Source organism: Arthrobacter sp. 01N442, assembly GCF_056399345.1.
Genome location: NZ_JBFTRD010000002.1, coordinates 433874 through 460775 on the forward strand (window position 1 = coordinate 433874; position 26902 = coordinate 460775).

Consider the following 26902-nt stretch of genomic DNA (forward strand, 5'->3'; position numbering starts at 1 on the left):
AGCGCAAAGGAGACCCATGGCAGCGAAGACCGGACATGTCCCACCGGGGAAGCAGGCTCCACGCCTGAACAGCGCAGGCCGTTGACCCTTGGCTGAGATCCATGAGCTGTCCGCCGTGGCACTCCGCGACGCCCTGCGCGACGGCGAGCTCTCCGCGCGCCAGGCCGCGGCGCACTTCCTTGACCGCATCGCGGCGGAGAACCCGCACCTGGGCGCCTTCATCACCGTCACGGCCGAGCAGGCGCTCAGGGACGCCGACGCCGCGGACAGCCGCCACGCCCGAACCTCCACCCATGCCAACGCGGACGACGCCCGGGCGGAACTGCCGCTGCTGCACGGCATGCCGACCGCGTTCAAGGACCTGACCGACGTCGCCGGCGTCGTCACCACGCACGGCAGCGCCGCCTTCGAACACAAAGCCGCTGTGGCGGACGGCGCCTTGGCGGCCGCGCTAAAAGGCGCCGGGGTCATTTCGCTGGGCAAGACGCAGGTCCCGGAATTCGGACTGACGGCCTACAGCGAGAACAGGATTGCCGCGCCCTCACGCAACCCGTACGCGCTGAGCCGGAGCTCCGGCGGCTCCTCGGGCGGCAGCGCAGCCGCCGTGGCCGCCGGACTGCTTCCCTTCGCTCCGGGATCCGACGGCGGCGGCTCTATCCGCATCCCGGCCGCCGCCTGCGGCCTGGTGGGCCTGAAACCGGGCCGCGGGCTGATCCCGGCCGGGGAAAGCACCGGCGACCCCGCCGGTCTGGTGGTTGCCGGTCCCCTGGCCCGTTCCGCTGCGGACGCAGCCCTGATGGTCGACGCACTGGTTCCGCTGCAACCGCCCCGGCAGCCGGCAGGAGAACAGGCCGGAAAACGGCCCGGGCAGGCGGACAGCTACCTTCAACTGGCCGGACAGGAGCCGCCCCCACTGCGGATCGGGGTCAGCCTGGACAGCCCGTGGCAGTCGGTCTTTCCCTTCACCCCGGACCGCGAAGCCCTCGATGCGCTGGAGACGGGCATCAAGCTGCTGGAGGCTGCCGGACACCAGAGCTGCGAAGCCGCAATCCGCTATGACAACCGCTACGCGAGCGCCTTTACGACGGCCTGGACCGCCGGCGTCGGGAGCGCCCGCATCGCGCCGCAACGCGAGGCCCTGCTGGCTCCGCTGACCCGCACCTTCCGGCGTCGGGCCCAACAGCGCAGCGCCTCGAAGCTCAACGAAGCCCTCGGCTTCCTGCGCCAGTTCCAGCGGGACACGATTGCCCAGTTCTCCGCCTGGGACCTGGTGCTGAGTCCCACACTGGCGCAGACGCCGCGGCCGGTGGGCTGGTTCACCGGCGCCGCGCACGGCGACGGCTACTGGCCCGCCGAGTGGGCCGGGGACGCCGACGACGACTACCGCAAACAGTGCGAGTTTGCCCCGTGGTCCTCGCTGGTCAACGTCTGCGGGCTCCCCGCGATCAGCATTCCGGTTCACTGGACCGGCGGGGCGCCCGGCGCTGGCCTGCCGATGGGCATCCAACTGGTCGGGCCGATGGGATCCGAGGCGCTGCTGCTGCAGGTGGCCGCTCAGCTGGGCTTCTAGGCTGCCGGCCGCGGGGATTACCCGGGCCGCATCCGCGTGCGGTTTACTGGTGCCAACACGCATAACCAGACGAGAGGGATCGATGAAGATCACCGGTGCAGTCCTTGAGGAAATCGGCCGTCCGCGACCCTTCGCCGAGTCCAAGCCGATCACCATCGCTGAGCTGGAGCTTGGCTCGCCCGGACCGACGGAAATCCTCGTCCGGCTTGAAGCTGCCGGGATCTGCCACTCGGACCTCAGTGTCGTCGACGGCAACCGGGTCCGCCCCGTGCCCATGCTGCTGGGGCACGAAGCCGCCGGCCGCGTGGTCGAGGTCGGGACGGACGTCAGCGACCTGCAGCCGGGGCAGCGGGTGGTCATGTCCTTCCTGCCGCGCTGCGAGGAGTGCGCCAACTGCGCCGCCGACGGACGGCTCCCCTGCACCGCGGGCTCCAAGAGCAACGGCGAGGGCACCCTGCTGCACGGCTCGATGCATTTGAGCCGTGCCGGCGAACCGGTCTTCCACCACCTCGGCGTCTCCGGATTCGCCAGCCACGCCGTGGTGGACCGGGCCTCTGCCGTACCGGTCGGCGACGACATCCCGGCGGACATCGCCGCGGTCCTGGGCTGCGCCGTGCTTACCGGGGGCGGCGCGGTGCTGAACGCCGCGAAGCCCCGGCCCGAGGACAGCATCATGATCGTGGGACTCGGCGGCGTCGGGATGGCCGCGCTGATCACCGCGGTCTCACAGGGTATTTCGCGGATCGTCGCCGTCGACACCCTGGACGAGAAGCTCGAGCACGCCCGCCGGCTCGGCGCCCACGAGACGTACACGCCGCAGGAGCTGGCCGAGCAAGGGGTCAAGGCCAAGTTCGTCGTCGAATGCGCAGGCAGCGCCAGGGCGTTCGAGACCGCCTTCGCCGCCACCGACGTCGGGGGTACCACGGTCACCGCCGGGCTGCCCTCCCCCGAGACCCGGGCACAGCTTTCCCCGCTGACCATCACGGCGGAAGCCCGCACGATCGTTGGCAGCTACCTCGGCTCGGCGGTGCCGTCCCGGGACATCCCCAAATACGCGCAGCTGTGGCGGGATGGGAAGCTTCCAGTGGAGGAGCTCATTTCTTCACGGATCGCGCTGGCGGACATCAACAAGGCCATGGATCAGCTCGCCGACGGCAAGGCGGTCCGCCAGGTCATCATGTTCGACGCCGACTAGGCCTGCTGCGCAGGCAGCCCCCCCGTTGCTCGCTCACTTATGGCTGCTAACCCGGCCCTGAAGCAGCCATAAGTGAGCGAGCAACGTGGGAAAGCGGGGCGCGAAACACCTTCCGATTGACTTGCCCCGGCCCGGCGCGGATGTGACAATCGCCCGCCGCGGTGTCAGCATTAAGTAAATGAGCACAACTCATTTAGATAGTCCCCCCGCTACAACGCCGGGCGATACCTCGTTTTTTGGCCACCCAAAGATGCTGGCCAGCCTCTTCTCCGTAGAAATGTGGGAGCGCTTCTCCTTCTACGGAATGCAGGGGATTCTCCTCTACTACATGTACTTCACGGCTGCCGAGGGTGGCCTTGAAATCAACAAGGCCCTCGCCGCCAGCCTGGTCGGCGCCTACGGCGGCGGTGTCTACCTCTCGACCATCCTGGGCGCGTGGCTCGCGGACCGGATCTTCGGCTCCGAGCGTGTGCTCTTCGGCTCCGCCATCATGATCATGGCCGGGCACATCGCCCTGGCCCTGGTCCCCGGCATTCCGGGCCTGATTGCCGGCCTCGTGCTGGTGGGCGTGGGATCCGGCGGCCTGAAGGCCAACGCCACCGCCCTCGTCGGAAGCCTGTACCGCGAAAAGGACGAACGCCGCGACGCCGGCTTCTCCATCTTCTACATGGGCATCAACGCCGGCGCCCTGATCGGCCCGCTGGTCACCGGCTGGCTGCAGGAGAGCCAGGGCTTCCACTGGGGCTTCGGCGCCGCCGCCGTCGGCATGGCCGTGGGCCTGGTGATCTACGCCTTGGGCCGCAACAAGCTCCCCGAAGAGGCGCAGCGGGTGCCGAACGCCCTGCCCGCAGCGGAACGCACCAAGTACGGCCTGATCTTCGCCGTCATTGCCGCGATCATCGCGGTGCTGCTGGCGACCGGCATCGTCAACGCGGACAACCTCGCTATGTCCATGGCGTACGCCGCGATCGGCGCATCGGCGGTCTACTTTGTGCTGATCTTCAGCAGCAAAAAGGTCAACGCCACCGAGCGCAGCAGGGTCGCAGCCTTCATCCCGCTGTACATCGCCTCCGCCGCGTTCTGGGCGCTCTTCCAGCAGCAGTTCACCTTCATCGCCGTGTACTCGGAGGAGAAGCTGGACCGCAACCTGTTCGGCTGGGAAATGCCGGCCGCCTGGGTCCAGTCCATCAACCCGGTCTTCATCATCATCTTCGCCGGCGTCATGGCCGCCCTGTGGACCCGGCTGGGTCGCAGGCAGCCCGGCTCGGCGCTGAAATTCTCGATCGGCCTGTTCGTGATGGGGCTCGCCTTCCTCGCATTCATCCCGCTTGCCGGCGAGGGCAAGACCCCGCTGCTGGCGCTGGTGGGAATCCTGCTGCTCTTCACGCTCGCGGAACTGTTCCTCTCCCCCATCGGGCTGTCCGTGACCACCAAGCTGGCACCCAAGGCCTTCCACACGCAGATGGTTGCTTTGTTCTTCCTCTCCGTCTCGCTGGGGACCACACTGGCCGGCATGCTCTCCGGGCTCTACAACCCGAACGACGAACTGCCGTACTTCATCGGCGTCGGCGGCACGGCAATGCTCCTGGCAGTCGGCCTGGCCGCCGCCTCGCCTGCCATCAAGAAGCTCATGGGCGGCGTACGCTGAGCTGAATGAGCACCCGATATCGCCCGCCGGTTGAGGCGCGCGTCTACGTCCCCGCCGCCGGCGAGGCGTCCGACGTCGAACTCATGCCGGCGGGCGATGTCACTGAAGGCGTAGTGCGGGTTGGCGGGACCATCCGCCGCCCGCACCAGCCGCAGAGCCTTGCCGTCGCGGCCTACCTGGACTGGCTTGAGGACGCTGGCTTTGAGGGTTCGCCGCGGTTTTTGGGCCGGGATGCCGAGGGCCGGGACGTCCTTAGCTTCGTTGCCGGAAGGTGCGCCGGCGCACTGCCGGAAGCCTGGGTGCAGTCCGAGGAGCTGCTGGCCTCCGTGGCCCGGCTGGTCCGCCGCCTGCATAACGCGTCGGCGGGCTACGACCCGCAGCTCCATCCGTTCCCGCCGCGCTATGTCCCGCCCGGCACCGTGAACCAGGACGCCGCCGGACTCGTCTGCCATCTGGACGTCACCCCGCAGAACGTGGTGGTCCGGGACGGGGTGGCAGTCGGGCTCGTGGATTTCGACCTCGCCGGACCCAGCACTACCCTCCGGGATTCCTACAACGCCGCCCTGCACTGGGTTCCGCTCCGCGCCCCCGCGGATTTGTGGCCCGGCTGGGAGGGACTCGACCCCTTCCGGCGGCTACGCATCTTCGCCGATGCCTACGGCTGGAGCCAGGAGGAACGACGCCGGGTACCCGCGCTGGGCATCGAGGCGGCGGCGCTGAGCTACGAGCGGATGCAGCACAGCGCGGCGACCCTTGGCGGCGGCTGGGCCCGGATGTGGGACGAGGGCGTCGGCGAACTCATCCTTCGCCGCCGCGGCTGGCTTGAGGCCAACGCACGGCAAATCGTGGACGCGCTTACCGGCTGACGAAGTCCGCGTTGGAGAGGGCGACGCCCAGGGTGATGACCACCAGCAAGGTAATCGCGATCGCGGCGTAGCCCAGGACAAGGCCGGCGATCGCCAGGCCCCTGCCGCCGGGCTCGCGCTGCAGCGCCAGATGCCCGAGGATGACGGCGGCCAGTTGCGGGAGCAGGAAAAAGCCGAACCCCAGGAAAGCTGCGACGCCGCAACACAGGCTCGCGATGCTCAGACCCTTCGGCGCGGGAGCCACTCCGTAGTAATACGGCTGGCCGTAGGCGTCGGCATAGGGAGCGGCCGGCTGGCCGTAGGCGTCGGGCTGGGCGTAGGCGTCGTGGCTGCCGGCCGGCTGGCCGAGGTGCGGCGCCGTCGTCGGCCGCGGCGGAATATGGCCGTCTCCCCCGTATGGCGGACGATACGGCGGCGGCTGGTAGCCCCGGCGCGTCTCGTCGTACCCGGACGTGGGCTGCTCGGTCATGGAATTCCCCTCTGCGTGTCTAGGTCAAGATTAGCGCCGCGCCGTTAGCCCCGCCTGACGTGCGGCGTCACAGCTGTCCTATTCAGGCGAAACCATGTCCCCGGCTCCCCGCGTCTGGCATGCTGGAGCCATGGCTAGCCGCGCGGGCACAGTTGCCCAACCCCAAGACCTTGTTGACCTCACTGCGCTTCTGGATGCGTACTACGACGTTTCGCCGGATCTCGGCGACCCCGGGCAGCGGGTCGCATTCGGCACCTCCGGGCACCGGGGCTCCAGCCTCAAAGCCTCGTTCAACGAACCGCACATCCTCGCCATCACCCAGGCGATCGTGGAATACCGTGCCGGCCAGGGCATCACCGGTCCGCTCTACCTCGCCAAGGACACCCATGCGCTGAGTGAGCCGGCCCAGAACTCAGCCCTCGAGGTCCTTGCCGCAAACGGCGTGAACGTGCTGATTGACGCCCGCCACGGTTACACACCCACCCCGGCATTGAGCCACGCCATTCTCACCCACAACAACAACTCCCCCGCCGGCGCGCCGCAGGCCGACGGCATCGTGGTGACACCCAGCCACAACCCGCCCGGCGACGGCGGCTTCAAGTACAACCCGCCCCACGGCGGCCCGGCCGACACCGACGCCACAGGCTGGATCGCGAACCGCGCCAACGAACTGCTGGAGAACGGGCTGCGCGGGGTCAAGCGGATCCCGATCGCGGACGCCATGGCCGCCGGCACGACCGGGAAGTTCGACTTCCTGTCCAGCTACGTTGATGATCTGCCGTCCGTGCTGGACCTCAACGCCATCCGCGAGGCGGGAGTCCGCATCGGCGCCGATCCCATGGGCGGTGCCTCCGTGGACTACTGGGGCGAAATCGCCGAACGCCACCACCTGAACCTCACCGTGGTGAACCCGACCGTCGACCCGCAGTGGGCCTTCATGACGCTGGACTGGGACGAGAAGATCCGGATGGACTGCTCTTCGCCGTCGGCGATGGCGTCACTGATCAACCGGATGTCCGTGGGGGCGGACGGATCAGCCGCGTTCGACGTCGCCACCGGCAACGACGCCGACGCCGACCGGCACGGCATCGTGACACCGGACGGCGGGCTGATGAACCCGAACCATTACCTCGCCGTCGCGATCGACTACCTGTACCGGCACCGCAGCGGCTGGAATCCCCAGTCGGTGATCGGCAAGACCCTGGTGTCCTCCTCCATCATTGACCGGGTTGCCGAAAGCCTCGGCCGCAAGCTGGTGGAAGTGCCGGTGGGCTTTAAGTGGTTCGTCCCCGGGCTGCTCTCCGGCGAGGGCGCCTTCGGCGGGGAAGAGTCCGCGGGCGCGTCCTTCAACAAAAAGGACGGCAGTGTCTGGACCACGGACAAGGACGGCATCCTGCTGGCCCTGCTGGCCTCCGAGATCACGGCAGTCACCGGCAAGTCGCCGTCGCAGCTGTACAAGGGGCTCACGGACAAGTTCGGCGACCCCGTCTACGCGCGGATCGACGCCGCCGCGACGCGCGAGCAGAAGGCCGCCCTCGGCAAGCTGTCGCCGTCGGACGTTACCGCGACCGAGCTGGCCGGCGAAACCATCACCGCCAAGCTCACCGAGGCGCCCGGCAACGGCGCGGCGATCGGCGGGTTGAAGGTGGTCACCGAGAACGCCTGGTTCGCGGCGCGGCCCTCAGGCACCGAGGATGTCTACAAGATCTACGCCGAGTCCTTCAAGGGCGCGGAGCACCTGAAGCAGGTGCAGGCGGAAGCCAAGGCCCTGGTGGACGGGGTAATTTCCTAGCCAGCCGCGGGTCCGGCGCCGGCGGCCAGAACGGCCGGCGGCGCCGGCGGTCCCGGGCCGGCGGCGGGCCGGGTCCGGGGCCGCGGCTTAGGCCGATTGCTCCTCAAGGAGGCTGGCGGCCAATACCGACCGGTCCCGGCCCAGCGTCTTGGCGCGGTACAGGGCCGCGTCAGCCGAGGCGATCAGTGCCTCCAGGTCCGCCCGGCCGGGACCGGTCGAGGCAATCCCGTAGCTCACGGTGGGAAGCCGTGCCTCCACGTTCGGCTGCGCTTCCTGCAAGCGGCGGCTGATGGTGGCCGTCATCTCGCTGGCGCGCTCCGGGCTGACCCCGGGGAGCAGCAGGACGAACTCCTCACCGCCGTAGCGCCCAACCAGGTCGGTGGAGCGGACCGAGGCCGTGCATGCGGCGGCAAAGGCCTGCAGGGCCACGTCTCCTGCGGCATGCCCGTACTTGTCGTTGACGGCCTTGAAGTGGTCCAGGTCCGCCAGCACCAGCGCGGCCGTGGTCCGGGCGTTTCCCAGGCGGCGCAGTTCGTTCTCCGCAAGGTCCATGAAGGCCGTGCGGTTGAGGAGGCCGGTGAGCCCGTCGACAGTCGCGCGTGCACGGAGGTCCCGGGTCAATTGCTCGTTGCTCAACTCGGCCATGGTGAAGGAAGCGAGCACCAGGACCATCGAGGTGAGGAGCGTCGTCACCACCGAGCCGAAGTAGGCGACAAACACCGGGCCCTCCGGGCCATCGATGAGGAACGCCGTCAGGCGTCCGAGGTAGTAGAGGGCTAAGAGACCTGAGCCGTAGGCCAGGGGGCGGTGCACCCGGGAGTAGCCGACCTCCAACAGGAAGAGCTCCCGGCAGGACAGCCCGAGCATCAGCCCCATCATTCCCAGCATTACCGGGCCGCCGGACCAGTTGTTCGTCGCCGGGTGGTCGAGCACCGAAACGATGCCTGTTACCAGGGGTCCTGCGGTCAGCGCCCAAAGCTTGGGGTTATTGGTCCGCAGCGACCGGGCGCCGGCCCACATGGCTCCGGCGCCGCCGACCAGCAAGATATTGCCCAGCGGGTTCGCCCACGCCTGGTGGGGCGTGCCGTCCAGCAGGTAGGAGGCGGAGCCCGTGAGGAAAAGCAGCAGGGCCGAGCACCACCAGGCGCTGAACGGGGAACGGGTCCGCCTGAAGGTGATGAAGTAGAACAGGCACAGCAGCGTCAGGGTTACAACTGCTAAGGCAACGCGCAGGGTAGAGGTGTCAAGCATCATCCTGTGGTTCCCCCGGCACGCACCTAGTGACCCCATCAGTCATGGGCGTCTGCTCTCGATTTGACCCCAGTATGGCACCTCGATGGAAAAATAAAGAGCTTCAGTCACAATGTGGCTTGCCAAAGTGCCAGCACCCGACGCGTGGCATGTCCGCCGTCGGGAGCCATGTCTACCAGGGCAATCCGGTCCAGGACCAGTTGACCGCCTGCGCGGGGCGCTTTTTCGCCCCGGTGCGAGACGTGCGGACGGAAGCCTGCCATGGTGTAGCCGGGGGTGGCGATGCGGCCGTTCAGTGTCTCCACCGCCCTCACCAGGGCTTCGTGGAGCGTTTGGAGCGGGGCGCTCGGTTCAATCAGGCTGACCGGGACGGAGCCGCCGCGGCCGAAGCCTGCCTCCCCGCCGACGGTCACGGTCCTACCCAGCGCGGCCCGCGCCGGGGCCTCCATGAGTGCGGCCACACGGGCGGCCAGCGCATCCCCGACGACGGCGGGCGGCTGATCGGCGACGTCGACGTCGGGTGGCTGCTCGGCGCCGTCATCGGCGGGCGCCTGATCGGCGACGTCGAACTTCACCAGGGTGATGTGCAGCGGCCAGGCGTCGCGCGGAAATTCCATCCCCTCGGTGACGGGCTCAAGGAAAGCGACCACGATCAGGTTCCGCATGGTCCCAGTCTGCCACTGGCCGCCGACACGGGCTGCGCCTCCGGCCCTTAGACGGTGCGGACCACGTCTTCGTAGGCGAACTTTGGCTTCGGGGCGCCCCAGGCATCCTCGGCGGCCTGGCCGATGTTGACCACCATGAAGCTCTTCTGGCTGCCGTCCGGGAAGAAAGCAGCGTCGATCTTGCCGAAGTCGGCGCCGGTCATCGGGCCGGCGGCGAGTCCCAGCGACCGCACGGCGAGGATGAAGTAGCCGGCCTGCAGGTGGGCGTTGTTGTTGCCGGTGGCAGCGGCGAGGTCCGGGGCGGCGTCGTACATGGCCTTGGGGGCGTTGTAGCCGGGCAGGAAGTTGTCCCACTGCTCGTGCCAGGCGGTGTCGACGCTGAGGATCGCGACCAGCGGCGCGGACGCCGTCTTGGCCCGGTTGCCGGCGGACAAAGCGTCCACCAGCGCGGCGCGGGCCTCGTCCGAACGGACATAGGTCACGCGCAGGGGCTGGGAGTTGAACGCCGTGGGACCGAATTTCGTCAGCTCGTAGATGGCGCGGGCCTGCTCGTCCGTGACTTCACCGGTGAAGGCATTGGCCGTGCGCGCCTGGGCAAAGATGGCGTCCACTGCTGCGGCGTCGATTACTGCTTCTTCATGGGCGATCGTCATCGGGTCCCTTTCGCTGGGCTCGGCCCCGTCCGGGGCATTTTGGCTGTCAGTAGCTTCAACTACTGCCCGGGACGGCAGCTTCCCTGGGTGCGGAGTGACGTCGCGCACAGCGGGAAGCCGGCAATCATTCCAATTCCGCCAACCGCAGCATCCGGAGGCTGTCGCGGCGGTACATGGCGGCATGGTCGTTGAGTTCGGCGCGTCCGGTCGCGGCCGCCCGGCCGTCCGAGTAGTCCGCGAGTTCAACGAGCCTGGCGCTCAGGGTTTCCAGCACGTCCCGGCGCGGAAATGGGAAACCATACGCCGCGATCAGTTCGTCCAGGCGGGCCAGCCGCTCCGGCCCTTCCGGCGCGCCGTTGCCACCGCCCTCAATGAACGGCACCAACTGGTAGGCCAGATAGGCGAAATCCCAGATGCGCGGCCCGGGCGACGCCGCGTCAAAGTCAAAGATTCCCGCGAAGCGCTGGTCTTGGAACACCATGTTGTACGGCGCAAAGTCGTTGTGGCAGACCACCTCGACCGGTTCGTGGGTTGGCAATTGCCAGCTCAGCTGCTTCCGGGCCAACTCAACGGTGGCGTCATGGATCTGCCGGAGCAGGCCGGCCGCGTCCCGCAGGATCGAGGGATGCCAAATCCACTCCGGAAGCGGATATTCCACCACATCCCCCGGCAGGAAGGACAGGACTTCGCGGCCCTTCTCATCCATGCCGTCCGCCGATGGAACGCGCGTGATTCCGCTGGCGCGGAGCGCATCGAGCAAGGCGTGGACAGCAGGGGTCCAGGGTCCGGTGTTCCTCCGGACGGTGTCCCCTACCCGCACCACGACGCTGGAATTGCCGCCAGCCAGGGCCTCTTCGTTCACCATCCAACCAAATCTAGACTGTCTGTGTTGGCGCCGGGGGCACGTCGACTCCTTGCGCCGTCGTCGAAGGCTGAGCCGGGCGGTGGACGTCAAGGTCCTCGGGGAACGTCTTCCAGCTCCCGAGCGGAGAAGCGACGACGGGCAGCGCGGCGGTTGCCGCAATGAAGGCCGCAGCCCAAAGGGCGGCGGCCTCCCCGGCCAAAAGTGCGAGGGCGCCTCCGGCGAGGCTCGCCACCGGCATCACGCCCAGTGTGACGAGACGGTAGCTGGACATCGCTCTGCCCATCAACCCCGCCGGGACGAGCCGGGGCAGGATGCCGGCACCCGCTAATCCGGTGAGGACAACGAAGTAGGACCAGCCGAAGCCGGAGAGTCCCACCCAGAAGACGGGCTGGAGGCCCAAGACGGGCGCCGCGGGAACCAGGGCCATAAAACCGGCCCCCGCTAGGCTGGCCAGCACCTTCGTCTTGCCGATTCCGATCCGGTGGGTCACGCCAGTGGCCATCAGGGAGGCAACCAACCCGCCGGCAGCGGAAACGGCTCCCAAGGCGACGACTTGGTCAACCGGCACCCGGAGGGTATTCAGCACAAAGACGACCTTCGCCCCGGCCGCCCAAAGACCGGCCGCGTTGACCAAGGCCACCGAGCCCATCAACGGCCGAACCAGCGGATGCTTCAATGTGAACGACAGCCCATGGCCAGCCTCAGCCCAAAACCCCGATGAGGTCTGGGACCGCACCGGCCGCAACTCGGGAAGCGCCCACGTTGCTGCTGCCGAGAAGAGGTAGGCCAAACCGGAGACAACCAGGACGGCAGGTGCAGCGATCACTTTGATGAGCAGGCCAACCACCCCGGGAGAAGCGACGGCCAGGCCGCTCTGGACAGCCTGCACACGGGCATACCCTGCTGCCAGCCGGTTGCCGGGCAGCAGCGAGGGCATCAATGCCGAATGTGCTGCGGTAAAGAAGACATCAGCCGCACTGACGACGGCGGCGACGACGAAGAGGTGCCAAAGACCCAGCGAACCTGTTGCGTATCCCAGCGGCACGGTAAGGATAGCTGCTGCCCGGAGAATATTGGCGCCGATCAGAACCGGTTTCCTGGGCCAGCGGTCCACCAGGACACCCGCAGGGACGCCGAGGACCAGGAACGCCGCCATGCCCAGTGCATTGAGGATGCCGGCGTCGAAGGCACCCGCGCCCAGGAACGCCACCGCCACGACCGGCAGGAGGGACCTGGCAACGTCGTCGCCAATCCCGTCCCCAATCGCCGCGATGAAGAGCCAACGGAACGGTCCGCCCATGAGGTGCTCCCCTTCGGCGGCACTGCGGCTATTCTTGGAGGCAACTGGAGTACGTAAGGTCACACCTGACAGTGTCAGGTGTGACCTGACGCTGTCAATAGCAACTGGGAAAGGGGCATGATGAACGACGGCGGTGCAGACCGGCGCTATTGCTCGTTCTGCGGACATACTGGAGCGCCCGACCGAAGGCTTGTGGCCGGGCCGGGGATCTCAATCTGCGAACTGTGCGTCGGCGCGGCCCGCGAGCTTCTGGACGTCGCCGGGGACGCTTCCAAGAGTCCGGCCGCCTCTCTGGGTCCCGCTTGGGCGCAGCTGGCCGATGATGAAATCCTGCAGCACTTGCCTGAGATCTCGCGGGTCGGATCCGAACTCGAGGAGCAGTTGCGACGTTGGGTCGGTGCCGCCAGGGAGCGAAACATCAGCTGGTCCCGGATCGGCACCGCACTGGGCATCACCCGGCAGACGGCCTGGGAGAGGTTCAAAACCGAGGCCTGAGCCGGGGGCCCGAGCTGTGGCGCACAGCTGCCGGCATCGGGAGCTCCTAATAATGTCGGTGGTCTCTGATGGACTTAGCTCATGGGAATCGGTGCAGCTCTCATCGCTCGCCCGGCCGGTCGGCCTGGCGGTGATGGCCGCGGGGCTGCGTTGCTGGGCAGCGTCCTGGGTCAGTTGCGGGAGCTGTGCGCGACGGCGGTCGGGGATGCGGCGCTGCTGGGGTTCGGTGAAGCGGCGGAGTTCGCCAGCCGGGTAGAGGAGATTTCCCGGGCGGTGGAGTACCTGCAGGTGGTAGCCGCGGAGGCCGTGGACCGGACACGCAAGGAAGTTGCAGCGGATGCGCTCCCGGCCGCCGGCGACGGGTACCGCAAGACCGGGGACTTCCTCCGCGCCCGGCTCCAGATCAGCGCCGCCGAAGCCCACCGCCGGCTCTGCCTCGCCGGGACCGTGCTGCCGCGCACCGGGATCACCGGGCAGGTCCTTCCGCCCCTGCGCGAGGAACTCGCCGCAGCCGTGGCCGCCGGTTCGGTGCCCTCCCGGTCGGCCACTATCGTCAGCCAGGCACTGGAGCGGGTCCGGCCGGTGTGCGACCCGGACACGGCCGTCCGGATGGAACACGCCCTGACCGCTACCGCGGCGGAGCACGACCCGGATTTCCTGGCCCGGATCGCCCGCCGCTGGATGGACGCGATCGACCAGGACGGCGCCGAACCCTCTGAGGAGCTCCTGCGCCAGCTCCAGGGCGCGTTCGTCCGCAGGCCCCGCCACGGCCTGCAGCACCTGGAAATCTTCGCCACCACCGAACAGTTCGAACACCTCCTGACCGTGATGAACACCGCCACCAACCCCCGCACCGGTGCGGGTGCAGAGGCAGGCGCCAGCGGGGAGGACGGTGGAGCGGGCGCCGACGGCGGCGGGCCGGCCAGAGACAGCGACGGCGGAGCCGCGGACCTGGACCGGCGGTCGAGGCCGCAGAAACTTCTCGACGGACTCATCGGCGCCTGCAAAGTCGCCCTCGCCTCCGGCGGTCTGCCCGCCGCGGGCGGCCTACGCCCTCAGGTCATGGTCACCATCGACTACCGCGACCTCCTCGACCGCCTCCAGCGCACCACCCGCACAGCGACTAACTGGTTCGACAGGACCGCCGGCACCAGCACCGCCACCGCCGACATCAGCGCCGCCGGCACCACCCCGCCAGAAGGGACTGGGCACACCAACACCCCCGGCAGCACCTGGTGCTTCGACAGGCCTGGCGGCAAAGGCACCGGACCGCTCGGCTTCACCGGCACCGGCACGATGGCATTCACCGGACCCGTCACCGCCGCGACCATCCGCAAAATAGCCTGCGACGCCGACATCATCCCCGTCCTCCTCGGCACCCAAGGCAGGATCCTCGACATCGGCCGCACCACCCGGCTCTTCCCATCCCACCTCCGCAAAGCCATCACCGCCCGCGACCAAGGCTGCACCTTCCCCGGCTGCACCATCCCCGCACCCTGGTGCGAAGCCCACCACATCACCTACTGGTCCAAAGGCGGCAGCACGTCCGCCGACAACGGAACACTCCTGTGCTCCCACCATCACCACCTGACCCACAAAGAACAATGGACCATCCAACCGCGCAACGGCGTCCCCTGGTTCATCCCGCCACCCCACCTCGACCCCACCCAGACACCCCGAAGAAACCACTACTTCAGATCGTGAGCGGCGCCGCTCACCGGACGAATCACGGAGTCGAGGGCGCGCGGCACTGGTACCGACACGGACCCCCTACGCAGACACGTGGAGTACAACGGCTACCGCGAATGAAAGTCTGGGCAGCAAAGGACCGAAGCAACACACGGGAGGGACCGGTACATGCCGTTTGCGGAGCTCGTCGTGCGGCCGGCCACACCCGAGGACGCGGCCGAGGTGCGGCGGTTGTCCATCGCGTTCACATCAAGCGCCCAGGATCTGCCGCAGCAGGACTTCGACGGCCGGTTCGCTGGCCGGGTCGCCGACGCCGCATGGTGCGTCGCGGTGGCCCAGGCCGGCAGCCGCCTGATCGGCTATGGCGTAGCCCAGGACTTCAGACCGGGCCTACGCACCACGTTCACCACTGGCCGCGTACATGACCTGTACGTGGAGCCGGAGGCGCGCGGAAAGGGCGTCGGCAGGGCGCTCATGGATCATCTTTTCGGCTGGGCGAAGGCTCGCCCGCAGCCCATGATTCTCGACTGGCAGGCCAGCCCGTCAGCGGTCGCGTTCTACGAAGCTCTGGGCTTTGAGCCTGATCGTATCGGCGACTATTCGACTTACCCCGGCTTCACCCTCGACCTGCGCAAATAAAACACAGCCCGGCGCAGCCACCCACCCGCAAAGCTCAACTGCCGAGGACGAACACCCCGTCCGGGCCGCCGTCGGCGCGGCGCTTGCCGGCGTTCGCGTAGACACTCACTGACCACGGTAAGTCCTCGCTGAAGGAGCCCAGGTGCCAGTCCGAGAAGCGATGGGCCAAGGTGAGTTCCGAGCCGCTGGCCGCCAAATCTTGCTGCGCAGGTCCCCCGCGGGCCGCCGTGGAAGTGCCGACGACGAGGCAGCCGCCCGGCTTCAGGATGGAGGGGAGCCGCTCAAAAATCCCCGCCAGCTCGTCATCCGTGAGAAAGGCCGGGACGTTTCCTGACAGGAGTACGACGTCGTAGGCGGCGGGCAGCCCGTGACCGGCCAGCCCAGCGGCAGAAACGTCGCCGGCGCCGATGCTCCGGAACCATGCTGGGTCGAACCGTTCGCGGGCGACCGCCAGAACGGCCGCACTGGGATCGACGCCGTACGCCAAGTGGCCACGGTCTCGAAGGGCACCGACCGCGGATCCGATGCCGCAGCCAAGATCCAGGATGTGGGATCGTCTCGGGCACAGCATGTCGACGAAGCGTGCGTCGACTTCCAGGTCACAGCCGGACACGGCCAGGCCGCGCATCTTGGCGGCGTAGGCAGCGTAGTCCGGTCCGTGATTCACGGGTTCAGTCTGCCACGGCGTCCGCCGCGCCGGTGGTCAACGCCAGCGCTTAGCGCCGCCAGCGGTACGGCGTCGTCGTGGACACCCGGACCAGGCCGTAGCGCTCCAAAATCGGGCGTGAATACTCGGTCGAGTCGCTGTGGATGAGGGTCTTGCCCAGCGACAGCGCCGCCCGCGCGCGGGCTGCCGTCAGCGCCCGGTAAATCCCCCGGCCCCGCCATTCCTCCCGGGTGGCCCCGCCCCAGATGCCGGCAAAGTCCGTGTCCGGCACCGGTTCGAGCCGGCCGGCACTGACGATCTCCCCGCCGTGTTCGGCGACCCACAGCTCCATCCCGTCATCGCGCGCCATCCGGCGCAGGATTGCTTCGGCGTTGCCGTCAGAGGCCGGGCTGCCAAAGACTTCGTCCTGCATGGCGCTCATGGCGCGGATGTCCGCCTCGTCCGTCACGCGCCGCAGGCTCACCCCGGGCGGCAGGTCCACGTCGACGTCGAGCGCGCTGGCGGCCCCGATCATGACCGACTCGGTCTCATCGGCCTCAAACCCATTCTCGAGCAGCGCCTCATGCAGCCCGGGGGCATGGTCGTGGCCCCGGGTTTTCCATTCGACCCGAACAATCTGCGGATCCGCGCGGTAGAACGCCACCGCCTCGGCCACCCACCGCGCGATCGTCGCTGCGTCGGCCCCGGCTAGGTCCTGATAGGTCACAAAGCCGCGGCCGCCAGCGAAAGTCACCAGCCGCAGCGGGCCCAGCCGCTCGACGGAGACCGCGCTGGGGGTCTCCGCATCTGTCCGGAGCTGTTGGTCGTAGGCCGCAAGGAGTGTCGAAGTGTCCATCGGACCCCACGGTACCGCGAGGACCCAAGAATCCGGCTGCACGACGTGAGCCGAGGAATCGCTGGTTGAATCCAGAAACACCTGCCTCGTCGAACGTGAACTGTGACGCCCGCCGGCGCCGAGGTGGGTACGCTCAGGCAATGGGAAACTCCGAGGACCTGGCCCGGCTCAGCTCCACCTACAACGCGGTGGCCGAGTCGTATTCGGCAGCCCTTCCGGACACCCGCTTTGAAGCCCCTCTCGATATGGCGATGATCGAGGCGTTCTGCGCGCGACTGCACCCGACCCCCGATCGCAAAGTGATCGACGCCGGGTGCGGGACCGGACGACTGAGCAGCCATCTGGCCGAAGCCGGGCTGGACGTCACCGGCGTGGACCTCTCGCCGGGGATGGTCCAGGTGGCCCGGCGCCGCCATCCCGGGCTCGCCTTCGAAGTAGGCGAGCTGACCAGGATCCCGGCGGCGGAGGCTGCCGCGGACGGCATCCTCGCCTGGTACTCGATCATCCACTCTTCCCCGTCGGAGCTTCGGGAGATCGCCGTTGAATTCCGTCGGGTGCTCCGGCCCGGCGGCTTCGCACTTGTCGCCTTCCAGGTGGGCAGCGGCCAACGAACGATCCGCCGCGCTTACGGGCACGACGTCGACCTCCGGGCGGAACTGCACTCTCCCGCCGACGTCGCCGACTGTTTTGCGGAGCAGGGCTTCGTTTCGGAAGCGGAACTGGTCCGGGCTGCGCGGCCCAGCGAAAAGCACCCGCAGGCCATGCTGCTGGTGCGCAAACCGCCTGCGGCCGCCGGAGCGCCGTCGGCCCCTTAGTCCCTTTCCGCGGGCTGTCCGACGCTGATCCAGTAACGCCACACCTTGGCTCCGGAGTCACCGGCACTCTCGCGCACTCCACCCTGGCGCTCGATCGTTGCCGCTGAGGCGACATTGCCGGCCGCGCAGACCAGCAACACCCGTTCAATCGCGAGCCGATGCGCCACATCGACCATCTGCCCAAGCGCCCAGGCTCCCAAGCCGCGCCCGCGCGCGGACGGCCGGATGCCGAAGCCGATATGCCCGGCCCAGTCCACGCTTGCGTTACCCGCGTGCCGCAGCGCGATCCCGCCGAGCACCTGTTCCCCGTCGATGATCCACCGGTAGGTGCACTGCGCCGAGTCCCCGTCCAGCCGTTCCAGCCACGCCCTAAAACCGGCGGCGGTGTCGACGTCGTCCGCCGGCAGTAGCCCGAAGCCATCCTCGTGGAGGCCGGGTCCCCACTCGGCATGCGCTTCGAGCCAGGCGGCATAGAGACGTTCTGTCGGAGCAATCAGGGCGGCCATTCCGCAACTCTATCGATGCCGTCCCGGCACCGGAGTCTCCCGGCCGGCGCGGTAAAGTGGCACCCGGAAGATTCCTTCCCGGTCCCGCCACACATTCTTGAAAGGCTCGCTGCAATGAGCATGCTCGGCACCAAATGGAAGATCCACGGAAACGGCAAGTCCATCCGCCCCGGCGAGGTCGTCAGGCCGGATGAACGCCTCGCGTGGCCCCTGACCATCGGCGTGGGCATGCAGCACGTTGTCGCCATGTTCGGCGCCACTTTCCTGGTGCCGATCATCACGGGCATGCCGCCGGCCACCACGCTGTTCTTCTCCGGCATTGGCACCCTGCTGTTCCTGGTCATCACGCAGGGCCGGGTGCCCAGCTACCTCGGCTCCTCCTTCGCCTTCATCGCCCCGATCATGGCCTCACAACAGCAGTTCGGCATTCCCGGCGCGCTGGGCGGCGTGGTGCTGGCCGGCGTCGGACTGGCCATCATCGGCGCCGTCGTGCAGAAGTTCGGCGCGGGTTGGATCAACCGGCTCATGCCGCCGATCGTCACGGGCGCCATCGTGGGGCTGATCGGCCTGAACCTGGCTCCCGCGGCCAAGAACAACTTCGACGCCGCCCCCATCACCGCCCTGGTCACCCTCGTTGTGATCATCGTGGTCAGCGTCTTCTTCCGCGGCATCCTGGGCCGTCTCAGCATCCTGGTCGGCGTCGTGGTGGGCTACCTCGTCGCGATGATCCGCGGCGAGATCAACTTCGCCAAGGTCGACGCCGCCGCCTGGATCGGGCTGCCGCACTTCCAGACCCCCGAATTCCACCTCGGCGTCGTGGGCCTTTTCGTCCCGGTGGTGCTGGTGCTGGTGGCGGAGAACATCGGCCACGTGAAGTCGGTGTCCGCTATGACCGGCCAGAACCTTGACGGCGTGTCGGGACGCGCGCTGATGGCCGACGGCGCCGCGACTGTCCTCGCCGGCCTGGGCGGCGGATCCGGCACCACGACCTACGCCGAAAACATTGGCGTCATGGCCGCAACGAAGGTCTATTCGACGGCGGCGTACTGGGTGGCGGGCATCTTCGCCGTCGTGCTGAGCTTCTCGCCGAAGTTCGGCGAACTGATCGCAACTGTCCCGGCCGGCGTGCTCGGCGGCGCAGCCACCATGCTGTACGGCATGATCGGCGTCCTGGGCGTGAAGATCTGGGTGCAGAACAAGGTCAACTTCTCCAACCCGATCAACCTCACCACCGCCGCCGTGGCCCTGATCGTGGGCATCGCCGACTACACCTGGACCATCGGCGACCTCAAGTTCACCGGCATCGCGCTGGGCTCCGCGGCCGCCCTGGTGATCTACCACGGCATGAAGGCCATCGCGAAGGCCCGCGGCACCGTGGCAGAACCGGAGACCGAGGACGCCGCCCCGGTCGCGGCCGTCAAGGCTGCCGTCAACGCCGCCGCGAAGCGCTCATCGAAGAAGCGCCGCTAACCGCCGGCAGCCACACAACCCGCCGCACCAAAAAGGCCGGCGCCCTCCCACCTTACGGTGGCAGGGCGCCGGCCTTCGGCTTGTCCGCGGCGGCTTAACCGGCGTCGAACGATTCCTTGTCTTCGCGCTCACGGTCCTTCGGTGACTGCTCTTCCGGCAGGTCCGTGCCGCTGCCGTCCGGAATCCCGGCGGCGTCCTGGCCGGACTCCGAGGAGAAGGGCCGGCCCGGCTCAGCTTCCTCGGTGTTGGCTTCGTCCATCTCCGCGTCCGAGGAGGGGACCGCGCCGCCGGCCTGGGCGGCCGCTTCGTTGCCCTGCTCGAATCCGGCTTCGCTGCTTTCGTTTTCCGCGTTCATCTGTTCCTCCGTTCCTCCGAAGCGTCCTGCTCCGGGCTCTCCCGCACTGTCCTGGTCCTCGGCACCGAACTGGCTTAGGTCCGGCGTACCCGCAGGGTAGCTCTCACCGTCCGGGCTGTCCTGGTTGAGGCCCGCGGCATCAAAGGCCTCTTCATCGCGGGGCTGTGCGAACGACTTTGCGTCTCCACCGGGCAGTTCCTGCTCCGCGGTAGGGGTGCCGTAGCCGCCCGCTTCCTCTTCGATGGGGCGTCCTTGCTGGTCCTGAGTCATGTCGTTCCTCCTGCTTTCTGGCATTCGGCCGGTCGAATCTGGATGATCGGATCTTGAGTCCAGCTGCGCCCCGGGAGCGCGGCCTTCCCTTGATTTCCACCGTACCCGAAAAATCCTCAGTAAGCTTAGTAACGAGACGATTTTGTGTGGTTTCGGGCAGGCTGACCGTGCCCTTCCTGAGACTCAGGCAGGGCAGGGTGGAACTCGAAAGGAAACGACGATGCCAAACGCCGAGGAAACCCGGAAGGACAGCCGGGATGAAAGCTTCGACGAGAAGATGGACCGCAACTGGGCCGAACTGCTGCAGGAGCTGCGGGTCCTCCAGACCGGCGTCCAGATCCTGGCCGGCTTCCTGCTGACCCTGCCGTTCCAGTCCCGTTTCGAGACGCTGGACGGCTTCCAGTTGGCGCTCTACCTCGTAAACGTCGTCCTGGCGGCCCTCACCACGGCCCTCATCCTGCTGCCGGTGAGCGCGCACCGGCGGCTCTTCCGCAAGGGGCTCAAGGAGATTCTCGTGGCTAGCGCGGACCGGATCGCGAAAGTGGCCCTGGCCGGCGTCGCCCTCCTGAGTGTGGGCACCTCTGCGCTGGTTTTTGACGTCACGGCCGGACGGACCGCCGGACTTGCCGCGGGCGGCGCGCTGCTGGCCGTACTGTTGGTCCTGCTCGTGCTGATTCCCAACAGGCTCCGCCGCCGGGCCGGACGGGAATAGGACATGACTGAAACCGCACCTCACAAAATCCACCCAAAGTCGGGAGCGAAAATGCGCAAGTGGGCCAAGGAACATGGACTGCTGCTGGCAAACATTGGACTTTTCGTTGTCTTCTTCGGCGGCATGGTCATCAGCGGGGCCGCGGACTACAGCGAGGACCAGCTCGCCCACGGCCAGTCCGCCGTCGGAATCCTCGAGTACCTGGGTACCGGCGCGTTCCTGGAGGCGACGTTCGAGAACTGGGAATCCGAGTTCCTCCAGATGGGCATGTACGTCATCCTGACGGTGTTCCTCTTCCAAAAGGGCTCCTCGGAATCCAAGCCAATGGGCAAGAAAGCTCCGCAGGACGAGGATCCGCGGCAGGCTGCGCTCAAGCCGGCGGCACCGTGGCCGGTGCGCCGGGGCGGGTGGGTGCTGAAGCTCTACGAACACTCCCTCTCGATCATGTTCCTGCTGCTTTTCCTGATGTCAGTCGCGCTTCACGCGGTCGGCGGCAGCGAGGAGTACAGCCAGGAGCAGCAGGCCCACGGCCAGCCGCCGGTCAGCGTGCTGGGCTACTTCGCGACCAGCCGCTTTTGGTTCGAGTCCTTCCAGAATTGGCAGAGCGAGTTCCTTGCCGTCGCCGTGCTGGTGGGCGCGTCGGTGTACCTGCGGGAGAAAGGCTCCCCCGAGTCGAAGCCGGTGGCCGAACCGCACTACGAAACCGGCGCCTAGGCGACCGCTACCCTGCGGGGGTGTCCCTGCGCTCGGGTGTTCCGTCCCGCAGCTCGGGGTCCCGCGACTCGGGCTCCCCTTCCCGCACCTCCTCGGCCTCGGCCGGCTCGTAGGTGTGGTCGAACGGCATCTCGTTGAGGTTCAGGTTCTCATTCGATTCCTGCCCGGCCACGAGTTCGTGTGCTTCCTCGATGGTGTCAACGCTCGGCATCGATCCCATCAATGGCTTGCCCGCCGTCTCCTTGATGAAGTAGACCGCCACGGCCCCGATCGCCGAGGTGGCCATCAGGTAGTACGCCGGCATCATCTCGTTGCCCGACGCCGCTATCAGGGACGCGATGATGAACGGCGCCGTGCCACCAAAGATGGCGACGGCAAAGTTGTAGGCGATGCCCATTGCTCCGTAGCGGCTGGCGGTCGGGAAGAGCGCCGGCAGCGTCGAGGCCAGGTTCGCCACGTAGAACGTCAGCGGGAAAGCGATCAGCGCCAGGCCCAACAGCGTGGACCAAATGGCCCCAATACCGATCAGGAGGAAGGCCGGGGCGGCCAGGATTACGGTGCCTAGGGACCCGATCCAAAGCACCGGCCGGCGTCCGATCCGGTCCGAGAGCTTGCCGGTCAGCGGAATCGCGGCGGACATCAGGACCAGGATCGGGATGGTCAGCAGCGTGCCGTGGAGTTCGTCATAGCCCTTGTTCGAGGTCAGGTAGGTGGGCATGTACGACGTCAGCGCGTAGCCGACCGTGTTGGCCGCCGCCACCAGGATCATGGCGAGCAGGATGCCGCGCCAGTGCGAGGCGAAGATGGCAACCGGGCCCTTGGTTTCCGCGGCTTCCCCGGCCGGACCAGCCGTTCCCTGCGCGTCGAGGCTGGCCTGGAAGGCCGGGGACTCCTCGATCTTCATCCGGAAATAGATGGCGATGAGGCCCAGCGGCCCGGCAATGAGGAACGGTACCCGCCAGCCCCACGCCTCCATCACGTCGCCGCCCAGCGTCACCTGCAGCAGCGTGACCAAGGCGGCGCCGATGGCGAAGCCCATGTAGCTGCCGAGGTCCAGGAAGCTGGCAAAGTAGCCGCGCCGGGCGTCGGGGGCGTGTTCGCTGACGAAGGTGGTGGCGCCGGCGTATTCACCGCCAGTCGAGAAACCCTGGATGAGTTTGGTGGCGACCAGCAGCACGGCCGCCCAGATCCCGAGTGCGGCGTACCCGGGCAGCAACCCCACCACGAAGGTGGAGGCCGCCATGATGATGAGCGTCATGGCCAGGACCCGCTGGCGGCCGATCTTGTCGCCCAGCCATCCGAAAAACACCCCGCCCAGCGGCCGGGCGATGAAGGTGGCTCCGAAAGTACCGAGCAGGAACAGGTTCTGCACCGTTTTGTCCGCTTCGGGCAGGAAGACCGGACCCATGGTGGTGATCAGGTAGCCGAACACGCCGACGTCGTACCATTCCATCGTGTTCCCGACGATGGTGCCGCCGAGAGCCTTACGCATCACTCGCCGGTCAACGACGTTGATGTGTTCGACCTCCAGCCGGCGTTCCTGGAGCTTGGGCCGGCGGGGGCTGTTGCGCTTCATGGACATTTTGGTCTCCTGTGCTGGGCCACGGTTTGCCCGTGGCCCAGATGGAGAGTCACGGCCCCCAATTGGGCCCATTTTATCGGCGCAGGCGTGCCTGAAACCAGAGTTAATCCATCACAAGCGCGCAACTCCGCGCGGCGGTCTAGGCGCCTTCCAGCACCTGGCTCGTGGCCCAGGCCAGATACTTTGCCGCATTGGAGATGGCCTCGGCCGGGCTCGGAGCCACGTCCAGCAATTGTGCGGCCGCGACCACCCCGTGGCGCTCCAGGTCTTCGGGGGTGACGAGGATCCTGCCGGCGACCACGATCACGGGGATGCCGCGGCCGCGGGCGGCGTCCGCCAGCGCAATCGGCGCTTTGCCGGTCAGCGACTGTGAATCCAGCGAGCCCTCGCCCGTGATCACCAGGTCCGCATCCGCGAGCTTCCCGGCGAGCCCGGTCAACCCGGCCACGAGTTCAAATCCACCCTCGAGAGAAGCGTTGCTCAGGGCCAGGAACGACGCCGGGAAGCCGCCGGCGGCGCCCGCGCCCGGGACGTTGACGTCGCGGCCGGTGGTCTGCCGCAGCACCGAGGCCCAGTTGCGCAGCCCGGCGTCGAGCAGCTCCACGGCCTCTTCGTCGGCGCCCTTCTGGGGCCCAAAGACGTGCGCAGCACCGTCAGGCCCATAGAGCGGATTCTGCACGTCCACGGCAATCCTGAACGTTACGGCTGCCAGCCGCGGATCCAGGCCGCTGAGGTCCACGGCGGCAACGTCGCCGAGCGAGCCGCCGCCGAGCGGCACCACGTTGCCGGCCGCGTCCACCGGCTTGATGCCAAGGGCCCGCAGGGCGCCGCTGCCGCCGTCGCTCATGGCCGAGCCGCCCACGCCAAGCACGATTTCAGTGGCGCCCGCATCCAACGCGGCCGCTATCAACTGCCCGCACCCGTAGCTGTGGGCCCGGAGGGCGTTCGCCGGCGTCGGTTCCATGTGCGCGAGGCCGGATGCCTGCGCCGTCTCGATAACTGCGGTTGCGCCGCCGAAGGAGTCCCGGCGGATCGCCCAGGCCGCACCGATGGGCGCCAGGATCGGTCCGACGACGGCATTCAGGCGTTCCTCGTAGCCGGCGGCAACGGCTGCCTCCAAGGTGCCCTCACCGCCGTCGGCCACCGGGAACTGGACGGCCTCCGCCTCGGGGTAGACGCGCAGGGCGCCCTCAGCAATGGCGGCGGCGGCCTCGGCGGCGGTCAGGGAGCCCTTGAACTTGTCCGGGGCGATCAGGATACGCATAGCTCCATCCTGCCAGCCGGCGCCGACATTTCCTTTCCGAGACAAGGCAGGGAGCGCGGGAGTAACGTGGGCACTTTCGGGCCGGCGAGCAGGAGGTAACTGTGGGCAACATCGGACACGGCGGCAGCTTGCCGGGCATCACGGGACTCGTCCTGGTCCGGCACGGGGAAAGCGAAGGCAATGTGGCCGCGACGCTCGCGCACCAGGCGGGGGCGCACGTCATCAATGTCCCGGCTCGCGACGCCGACGTCGGACTCTCGGACACCGGGCGGAAACAGGCGCTGGCGCTGGGCCGGATGCTGGCCCGCATCCCCGAACAGGAGCGCTGCGCCGTCTGGTCCTCCCCCTACGCCCGGGCCCGGCAGACCGCCGAACTCGCGGTCCAGACGGGCGGCTGGCGGGTGCAGCTCCGGCTGGACGAGCGGCTCCGAGACCGTGAGCTCGGGATCCTGGACATGCTGACCTCCGCGGGCGTGGAGGCGCGGCTGCCCGAGGAGGCCCAGCGCCGGCGGTGGCTGGGGAAGTTCTACTACCGGCCGCCGGGCGGCGAGTCCTGGGCCGACGTCGTGCTGCGGCTCCGCTCGCTGCTGGCCGAACTGGACCGTGAGCATGCCGGAGAAGAGGTCCTGCTGGTCTGCCACGACGCCCTGATCGTGCTGTTCCGCTACATTCTGCAAGGCCTTTCGGAAGCAGAGCTGCTGGACCTTGCCGCTACGACCAGCATTCTCAACGCCTCCGTCAGCCGCTTTGTCCGGCCCGGCGGGAGCGGCGCGTGGGAGCTGGAAAGCTTCAACGTGGCGGACCACCTGGCGGAGCATGGCGTACCCGTCACCGAGCACGCAGGAGACGCCGATGTCCACCCGCGCTAAGCCCTCGCCCGCAGTGCAGTTGACTCCGACGCTGCTGCGCGGCTGGCCGCTGCCCGGCGGCGGTTCCGGCAAGGATGACCGGGGTTCGGTGCTGGTGGTGGGCGGCGCGCGCAAGACGCCCGGGGCCGCCCTGCTCGCCGGCGTCGCTGCCTTGCGCTCCGGTGCGGGCCGGCTGACACTGGCGGTGGCGGAGTCGACGGCGGTCCAGCTGGCGGTCGCCTTCCCGGAGTCCGGCGTCGTGGGGCTGCCGGAGACTACGCATGGATCGGTCAAGGGCTCCGCAGCGTCGTTGCTGGCAGACGAAGTGGGCGCGGCAGACGCCATCCTGGTCGGACCGGGCCTGGACGACAAGGACGAGACCCTGTCCTTGCTGCGCGCGCTGCTGCTGCCGGGCAGGTCGCGACCGAAGCGCGGGCCCGCCGTCGTCCTCGATGCCTATGCCCTGGGCTGCCTGCCCGAGCTGGCCGGGGAATTGCAGCCCTGGGCGGGACGGCTGATCCTGACCCCCAACGTCACCGAGGGCGGCATCCTGCTGGGCCGCGACCTTGAAGACCTGCACCGCGACGTGCCGGGGATCGCCGAGAAGTACCAGGCCGTGGTGAGCTGCCAGGGTGTGATCGCGGAGCCGGGCGGGAGCGTTTGGGAAATCACCACTGGGCACAGCGGGCTGGGCACCTCGGGAAGCGGCGACGTGCTGGCCGGCGCCATTGCGGGGCTGCGGGCCCGCGGAACAGCCGACGCGCAGGCCGCCTGCTGGGGCTCCCACCTGCATGCCGCCGCGGGTGACCGGCTGGCGAGCAGGCTGGGCGGACTCGGCTATCTGGCGCGCGAGCTCTGCGATGAGTTGCCGGCGCTGATGGTGGAGCTCAGCAGCTAGGATTCACAACGGGCTACGGTTGCTGCGCGGGTTTTCAGGCGGCTGAGGGACGTCAGCCCGGCCACTGCCCGCGTTCCTGCAGGACCGTCTTCAGCAGGTCCGCGCGGTCGGTGACGATCCCGTCGACGCCGAGGTCCAGCAGCCGGTGCATCTCGGCCGGCTCGTTGATGGTCCAGACGTGGACGTGCAGGCCGTGGCGGTGGGCGCGGCGGACGAACCCCGCGGTCACCACCGGCACGGCCCCGTACCGGACCGGCACCTGCAGTGCGTGCACGTCGCGGAGCGCCACGCGGCGCAGCAACGCCGCCGGAAGCAGCGGTCCCAGCAGCACGAACAAGGCGTTGGAGGCCATCCCGGCGGAGCTTGCGGCCGGACGGCTCAGGCGCCGCAGCACGGCCCGGCGCCGGCGGTCGGAGAAGCTGGCGATGAGCACGCGGTCGTGCAGGCCAAACTGCTCAATCGCCGCGGCCAGCGTGGCCACCGAGTTCCAGTCCTTGACGTCGAGATTGAGCCGGATCTCCGGAAACTCCGCGACCAGCTCCGCCAGCAGCGGGATCGGTTCGACGCCGGCGATCCGGGCCTGGGCCACCGTCTCGGCGGAGAGCTCGGAAATCCGGCCGCTGCCGTCCGTAACCCGGTCCAGGGTTTCGTCATGGAAGAGCAGCAGCACCCCGTCGGCGGTGGTGTGGACGTCCGCCTCGAGGTAGCGGTAACCGAGGTCGACGGCGGCGCGGAACGCGGCCATCGAGTTCTCGGCGCCGGACGGCGAGAAACCGCGGTGGGCCATCGCGACGGGCGCTCCGGCAGCGTCGCCGGCGGCGAGGAAGGGGTGCGGGGCAGTCACTCCTGAAGCGTACCGGAGCACCCCG

The 26902-nt window shown here is 68.3% G+C and carries 27 protein-coding genes; 14 read left to right on the plus strand and 13 right to left on the minus strand.

The window, feature by feature from the left end; translation table 11 throughout:
- Positions 1-88 precede the first annotated feature (88 nt).
- The 4 genes from AC1DNC_RS04425 (at position 89) to AC1DNC_RS04440 (ending at position 5279) form a co-directional block, all read left to right on the plus strand.
- Complete coding sequence (locus AC1DNC_RS04425) at positions 89-1570, plus strand: amidase (RefSeq protein ID WP_476861334.1); 1482 nt, start codon at positions 89-91, stop codon at positions 1568-1570.
- 82 nt (positions 1571-1652) lie between these two features.
- Positions 1653-2765, plus strand: a complete 1113-nt coding sequence (locus AC1DNC_RS04430; protein ID WP_476861335.1) for an alcohol dehydrogenase catalytic domain-containing protein — start codon at positions 1653-1655, stop codon at positions 2763-2765.
- Positions 2766-2943: 178 nt separating this feature from the next.
- Complete coding sequence (locus AC1DNC_RS04435; protein WP_476861336.1) at positions 2944-4413, plus strand: peptide MFS transporter; 1470 nt, start codon at positions 2944-2946, stop codon at positions 4411-4413.
- A 5-nt stretch (positions 4414-4418) separates the two neighbouring features.
- A complete protein-coding gene (locus AC1DNC_RS04440) occupies positions 4419-5279 on the plus strand; it encodes an aminoglycoside phosphotransferase/kinase family protein (protein WP_476861337.1) in 861 nt (286 codons plus the stop codon).
- Here AC1DNC_RS04440 and AC1DNC_RS04445 read toward each other — a convergent pair.
- On the minus strand, positions 5269-5748 hold the full coding sequence (locus tag AC1DNC_RS04445) for a DUF4190 domain-containing protein (RefSeq protein ID WP_476861338.1): 480 nt from the start codon (positions 5746-5748) through the stop codon (positions 5269-5271). The genes AC1DNC_RS04440 and AC1DNC_RS04445 overlap by 11 nt on opposite strands.
- Before the next feature lie 130 nt (positions 5749-5878).
- Here AC1DNC_RS04445 and pgm point away from each other — a divergent pair, with 130 nt between their 5' ends.
- Complete coding sequence (gene pgm / locus AC1DNC_RS04450) at positions 5879-7540, plus strand: phosphoglucomutase (alpha-D-glucose-1,6-bisphosphate-dependent) (RefSeq protein WP_476861339.1); 1662 nt, start codon at positions 5879-5881, stop codon at positions 7538-7540.
- A gap of 87 nt (positions 7541-7627) precedes the next feature.
- Here pgm and AC1DNC_RS04455 read toward each other — a convergent pair whose 3' ends face one another.
- The 5 genes from AC1DNC_RS04455 to AC1DNC_RS04475 all read right to left on the minus strand — a co-directional run bounded on the left by AC1DNC_RS04455 (position 7628) and on the right by AC1DNC_RS04475 (position 12274).
- Positions 7628-8794, minus strand: coding sequence for a GGDEF domain-containing protein (locus AC1DNC_RS04455; RefSeq protein ID WP_476861340.1), 1167 nt, complete (start codon positions 8792-8794; stop codon positions 7628-7630).
- A 104-nt stretch (positions 8795-8898) separates the two neighbouring features.
- Positions 8899-9456, minus strand: a complete 558-nt coding sequence (locus AC1DNC_RS04460) for a 2'-5' RNA ligase family protein (RefSeq protein WP_476861341.1) — start codon at positions 9454-9456, stop codon at positions 8899-8901.
- Between the two features lie 47 nt (positions 9457-9503).
- Positions 9504-10109, minus strand: coding sequence for a malonic semialdehyde reductase (locus tag AC1DNC_RS04465; protein WP_476861342.1), 606 nt, complete (start codon positions 10107-10109; stop codon positions 9504-9506).
- Between the two features lie 124 nt (positions 10110-10233).
- Complete coding sequence (locus AC1DNC_RS04470; protein WP_476861343.1) at positions 10234-10974, minus strand: phosphotransferase enzyme family protein; 741 nt, start codon at positions 10972-10974, stop codon at positions 10234-10236.
- Between the two features lie 10 nt (positions 10975-10984).
- Positions 10985-12274 carry an MFS transporter gene (locus AC1DNC_RS04475; protein ID WP_476861344.1) on the minus strand — a complete coding sequence of 430 codons (1290 nt, stop codon included), beginning with the start codon at positions 12272-12274 and terminating at the stop codon, positions 10985-10987.
- Positions 12275-12391: 117 nt separating this feature from the next.
- Between AC1DNC_RS04475 and AC1DNC_RS04480 the strand changes: the two genes are divergently transcribed.
- The 3 genes from AC1DNC_RS04480 to AC1DNC_RS04490 all read left to right on the plus strand — a co-directional run bounded on the left by AC1DNC_RS04480 (position 12392) and on the right by AC1DNC_RS04490 (position 15097).
- The gene (locus AC1DNC_RS04480) at positions 12392-12769 is read left to right on the plus strand and encodes a ClpX C4-type zinc finger protein (protein WP_476861345.1); all 378 of its coding nucleotides are present in this window, start codon (positions 12392-12394) and stop codon (positions 12767-12769) included.
- 81 nt (positions 12770-12850) lie between these two features.
- Positions 12851-14473: an HNH endonuclease signature motif containing protein gene (locus tag AC1DNC_RS04485; RefSeq protein WP_476861346.1), complete on the plus strand. Its 1623-nt coding sequence runs from the start codon at positions 12851-12853 to the stop codon at positions 14471-14473.
- A 153-nt stretch (positions 14474-14626) separates the two neighbouring features.
- Entirely contained in the window at positions 14627-15097 is a 471-nt protein-coding gene (locus AC1DNC_RS04490) for an N-acetyltransferase family protein (protein WP_476861347.1), read from the plus strand.
- Positions 15098-15131: 34 nt separating this feature from the next.
- Here the strand turns inward: AC1DNC_RS04490 and AC1DNC_RS04495 are convergent, their stop codons facing one another.
- Complete coding sequence (locus AC1DNC_RS04495) at positions 15132-15764, minus strand: class I SAM-dependent methyltransferase (RefSeq protein WP_476861348.1); 633 nt, start codon at positions 15762-15764, stop codon at positions 15132-15134.
- A gap of 49 nt (positions 15765-15813) precedes the next feature.
- Complete coding sequence (locus tag AC1DNC_RS04500; protein ID WP_476861349.1) at positions 15814-16599, minus strand: GNAT family N-acetyltransferase; 786 nt, start codon at positions 16597-16599, stop codon at positions 15814-15816.
- 140 nt (positions 16600-16739) lie between these two features.
- Between AC1DNC_RS04500 and AC1DNC_RS04505 the strand changes: the two genes are divergently transcribed.
- Positions 16740-17414 (plus strand): class I SAM-dependent DNA methyltransferase, encoded by a 675-nt coding sequence (locus AC1DNC_RS04505; protein WP_476861350.1) that lies wholly within the window; start codon positions 16740-16742, stop codon positions 17412-17414.
- On the opposite strand, the gene AC1DNC_RS04510 is transcribed toward AC1DNC_RS04505, so the two are convergent.
- Positions 17411-17920, minus strand: a complete 510-nt coding sequence (locus AC1DNC_RS04510) for a GNAT family N-acetyltransferase (RefSeq protein ID WP_476861351.1) — start codon at positions 17918-17920, stop codon at positions 17411-17413. The two genes, AC1DNC_RS04505 and AC1DNC_RS04510, sit on opposite strands and share 4 nt — an antisense overlap.
- A 114-nt stretch (positions 17921-18034) precedes the next feature.
- On the opposite strand from AC1DNC_RS04510, the gene AC1DNC_RS04515 reads away from it, so the two are divergent.
- Positions 18035-19390 carry a uracil-xanthine permease family protein gene (locus AC1DNC_RS04515; RefSeq protein WP_476861352.1) on the plus strand — a complete coding sequence of 452 codons (1356 nt, stop codon included), beginning with the start codon at positions 18035-18037 and terminating at the stop codon, positions 19388-19390.
- 94 nt (positions 19391-19484) lie between these two features.
- Here the strand turns inward: AC1DNC_RS04515 and AC1DNC_RS04520 are convergent, their stop codons facing one another.
- On the minus strand, positions 19485-20015 hold the full coding sequence (locus AC1DNC_RS04520) for a hypothetical protein (protein ID WP_476861353.1): 531 nt from the start codon (positions 20013-20015) through the stop codon (positions 19485-19487).
- Positions 20016-20235: 220 nt separating this feature from the next.
- Between AC1DNC_RS04520 and AC1DNC_RS04525 the strand changes: the two genes are divergently transcribed.
- Together AC1DNC_RS04525 and AC1DNC_RS04530 are read left to right on the plus strand one after the other, a co-directional pair.
- A complete protein-coding gene (locus AC1DNC_RS04525) occupies positions 20236-20727 on the plus strand; it encodes a DUF6328 family protein (RefSeq protein ID WP_476861354.1) in 492 nt (163 codons plus the stop codon).
- A 3-nt stretch (positions 20728-20730) separates the two neighbouring features.
- Entirely contained in the window at positions 20731-21441 is a 711-nt protein-coding gene (locus AC1DNC_RS04530) for a DUF6766 family protein (protein ID WP_476861355.1), read from the plus strand.
- Positions 21442-21448: 7 nt separating this feature from the next.
- Here AC1DNC_RS04530 and AC1DNC_RS04535 read toward each other — a convergent pair whose 3' ends face one another.
- Together AC1DNC_RS04535 and AC1DNC_RS04540 are read right to left on the minus strand one after the other, a co-directional pair.
- Entirely contained in the window at positions 21449-23023 is a 1575-nt protein-coding gene (locus AC1DNC_RS04535; RefSeq protein WP_476861356.1) for an MFS transporter, read from the minus strand.
- A gap of 139 nt (positions 23024-23162) precedes the next feature.
- Positions 23163-24287 carry a glycerate kinase gene (locus AC1DNC_RS04540; protein ID WP_476861357.1) on the minus strand — a complete coding sequence of 375 codons (1125 nt, stop codon included), beginning with the start codon at positions 24285-24287 and terminating at the stop codon, positions 23163-23165.
- A gap of 101 nt (positions 24288-24388) precedes the next feature.
- Here AC1DNC_RS04540 and AC1DNC_RS04545 point away from each other — a divergent pair, with 101 nt between their 5' ends.
- Positions 24389-25156 (plus strand): histidine phosphatase family protein, encoded by a 768-nt coding sequence (locus AC1DNC_RS04545; RefSeq protein WP_476861358.1) that lies wholly within the window; start codon positions 24389-24391, stop codon positions 25154-25156.
- Positions 25140-26033 (plus strand): NAD(P)H-hydrate dehydratase, encoded by an 894-nt coding sequence (locus AC1DNC_RS04550; protein ID WP_476861359.1) that lies wholly within the window; start codon positions 25140-25142, stop codon positions 26031-26033. The genes AC1DNC_RS04545 and AC1DNC_RS04550 overlap by 17 nt, the downstream gene beginning before the upstream one ends.
- Positions 26034-26085: 52 nt before the next feature.
- Here the strand turns inward: AC1DNC_RS04550 and AC1DNC_RS04555 are convergent, their stop codons facing one another.
- Positions 26086-26877, minus strand: coding sequence for a glycerophosphodiester phosphodiesterase family protein (locus AC1DNC_RS04555; RefSeq protein WP_476861360.1), 792 nt, complete (start codon positions 26875-26877; stop codon positions 26086-26088).
- Positions 26878-26902 lie beyond the last annotated feature (25 nt).

Excerpts from the sequence above, each read along its gene's own strand:
- AC1DNC_RS04475 (WP_476861344.1), bottom strand. The coding sequence starts at position 12,274 with ATGGGCGGACCGTTCCGTTGGCTCTTCATCGCGGCGATTGGGGACGGG.
- AC1DNC_RS04485 (WP_476861346.1), top strand. The coding sequence starts at position 12,851 with ATGGGAATCGGTGCAGCTCTCATCGCTCGCCCGGCCGGTCGGCCTGGC.
- AC1DNC_RS04460 (WP_476861341.1), bottom strand. The coding sequence starts at position 9,456 with ATGCGGAACCTGATCGTGGTCGCTTTCCTTGAGCCCGTCACCGAGGGG.
- AC1DNC_RS04480 (WP_476861345.1), top strand. The coding sequence starts at position 12,392 with ATGATGAACGACGGCGGTGCAGACCGGCGCTATTGCTCGTTCTGCGGA.
- pgm (WP_476861339.1), top strand. The coding sequence starts at position 5,879 with ATGGCTAGCCGCGCGGGCACAGTTGCCCAACCCCAAGACCTTGTTGAC.
- AC1DNC_RS04500 (WP_476861349.1), bottom strand. The coding sequence starts at position 16,599 with ATGGACACTTCGACACTCCTTGCGGCCTACGACCAACAGCTCCGGACA.
- AC1DNC_RS04540 (WP_476861357.1), bottom strand. The coding sequence starts at position 24,287 with ATGCGTATCCTGATCGCCCCGGACAAGTTCAAGGGCTCCCTGACCGCC.
- AC1DNC_RS04465 (WP_476861342.1), bottom strand. The coding sequence starts at position 10,109 with ATGACGATCGCCCATGAAGAAGCAGTAATCGACGCCGCAGCAGTGGAC.
- AC1DNC_RS04470 (WP_476861343.1), bottom strand. The coding sequence starts at position 10,974 with ATGGTGAACGAAGAGGCCCTGGCTGGCGGCAATTCCAGCGTCGTGGTG.
- AC1DNC_RS04520 (WP_476861353.1), bottom strand. The coding sequence starts at position 20,015 with ATGACTCAGGACCAGCAAGGACGCCCCATCGAAGAGGAAGCGGGCGGC.
- AC1DNC_RS04530 (WP_476861355.1), top strand. The coding sequence starts at position 20,731 with ATGACTGAAACCGCACCTCACAAAATCCACCCAAAGTCGGGAGCGAAA.
- AC1DNC_RS04550 (WP_476861359.1), top strand. The coding sequence starts at position 25,140 with ATGTCCACCCGCGCTAAGCCCTCGCCCGCAGTGCAGTTGACTCCGACG.
- AC1DNC_RS04440 (WP_476861337.1), top strand. The coding sequence starts at position 4,419 with ATGAGCACCCGATATCGCCCGCCGGTTGAGGCGCGCGTCTACGTCCCC.
- AC1DNC_RS04490 (WP_476861347.1), top strand. The coding sequence starts at position 14,627 with ATGCCGTTTGCGGAGCTCGTCGTGCGGCCGGCCACACCCGAGGACGCG.
- AC1DNC_RS04515 (WP_476861352.1), top strand. The coding sequence starts at position 18,035 with ATGAGCATGCTCGGCACCAAATGGAAGATCCACGGAAACGGCAAGTCC.
- AC1DNC_RS04505 (WP_476861350.1), top strand. The coding sequence starts at position 16,740 with ATGGGAAACTCCGAGGACCTGGCCCGGCTCAGCTCCACCTACAACGCG.
- AC1DNC_RS04510 (WP_476861351.1), bottom strand. The coding sequence starts at position 17,920 with ATGGCCGCCCTGATTGCTCCGACAGAACGTCTCTATGCCGCCTGGCTC.
- AC1DNC_RS04430 (WP_476861335.1), top strand. The coding sequence starts at position 1,653 with ATGAAGATCACCGGTGCAGTCCTTGAGGAAATCGGCCGTCCGCGACCC.
- AC1DNC_RS04445 (WP_476861338.1), bottom strand. The coding sequence starts at position 5,748 with ATGACCGAGCAGCCCACGTCCGGGTACGACGAGACGCGCCGGGGCTAC.
- AC1DNC_RS04525 (WP_476861354.1), top strand. The coding sequence starts at position 20,236 with ATGCCAAACGCCGAGGAAACCCGGAAGGACAGCCGGGATGAAAGCTTC.
- AC1DNC_RS04435 (WP_476861336.1), top strand. The coding sequence starts at position 2,944 with ATGAGCACAACTCATTTAGATAGTCCCCCCGCTACAACGCCGGGCGAT.
- AC1DNC_RS04535 (WP_476861356.1), bottom strand. The coding sequence starts at position 23,023 with ATGTCCATGAAGCGCAACAGCCCCCGCCGGCCCAAGCTCCAGGAACGC.
- AC1DNC_RS04455 (WP_476861340.1), bottom strand. The coding sequence starts at position 8,794 with ATGATGCTTGACACCTCTACCCTGCGCGTTGCCTTAGCAGTTGTAACC.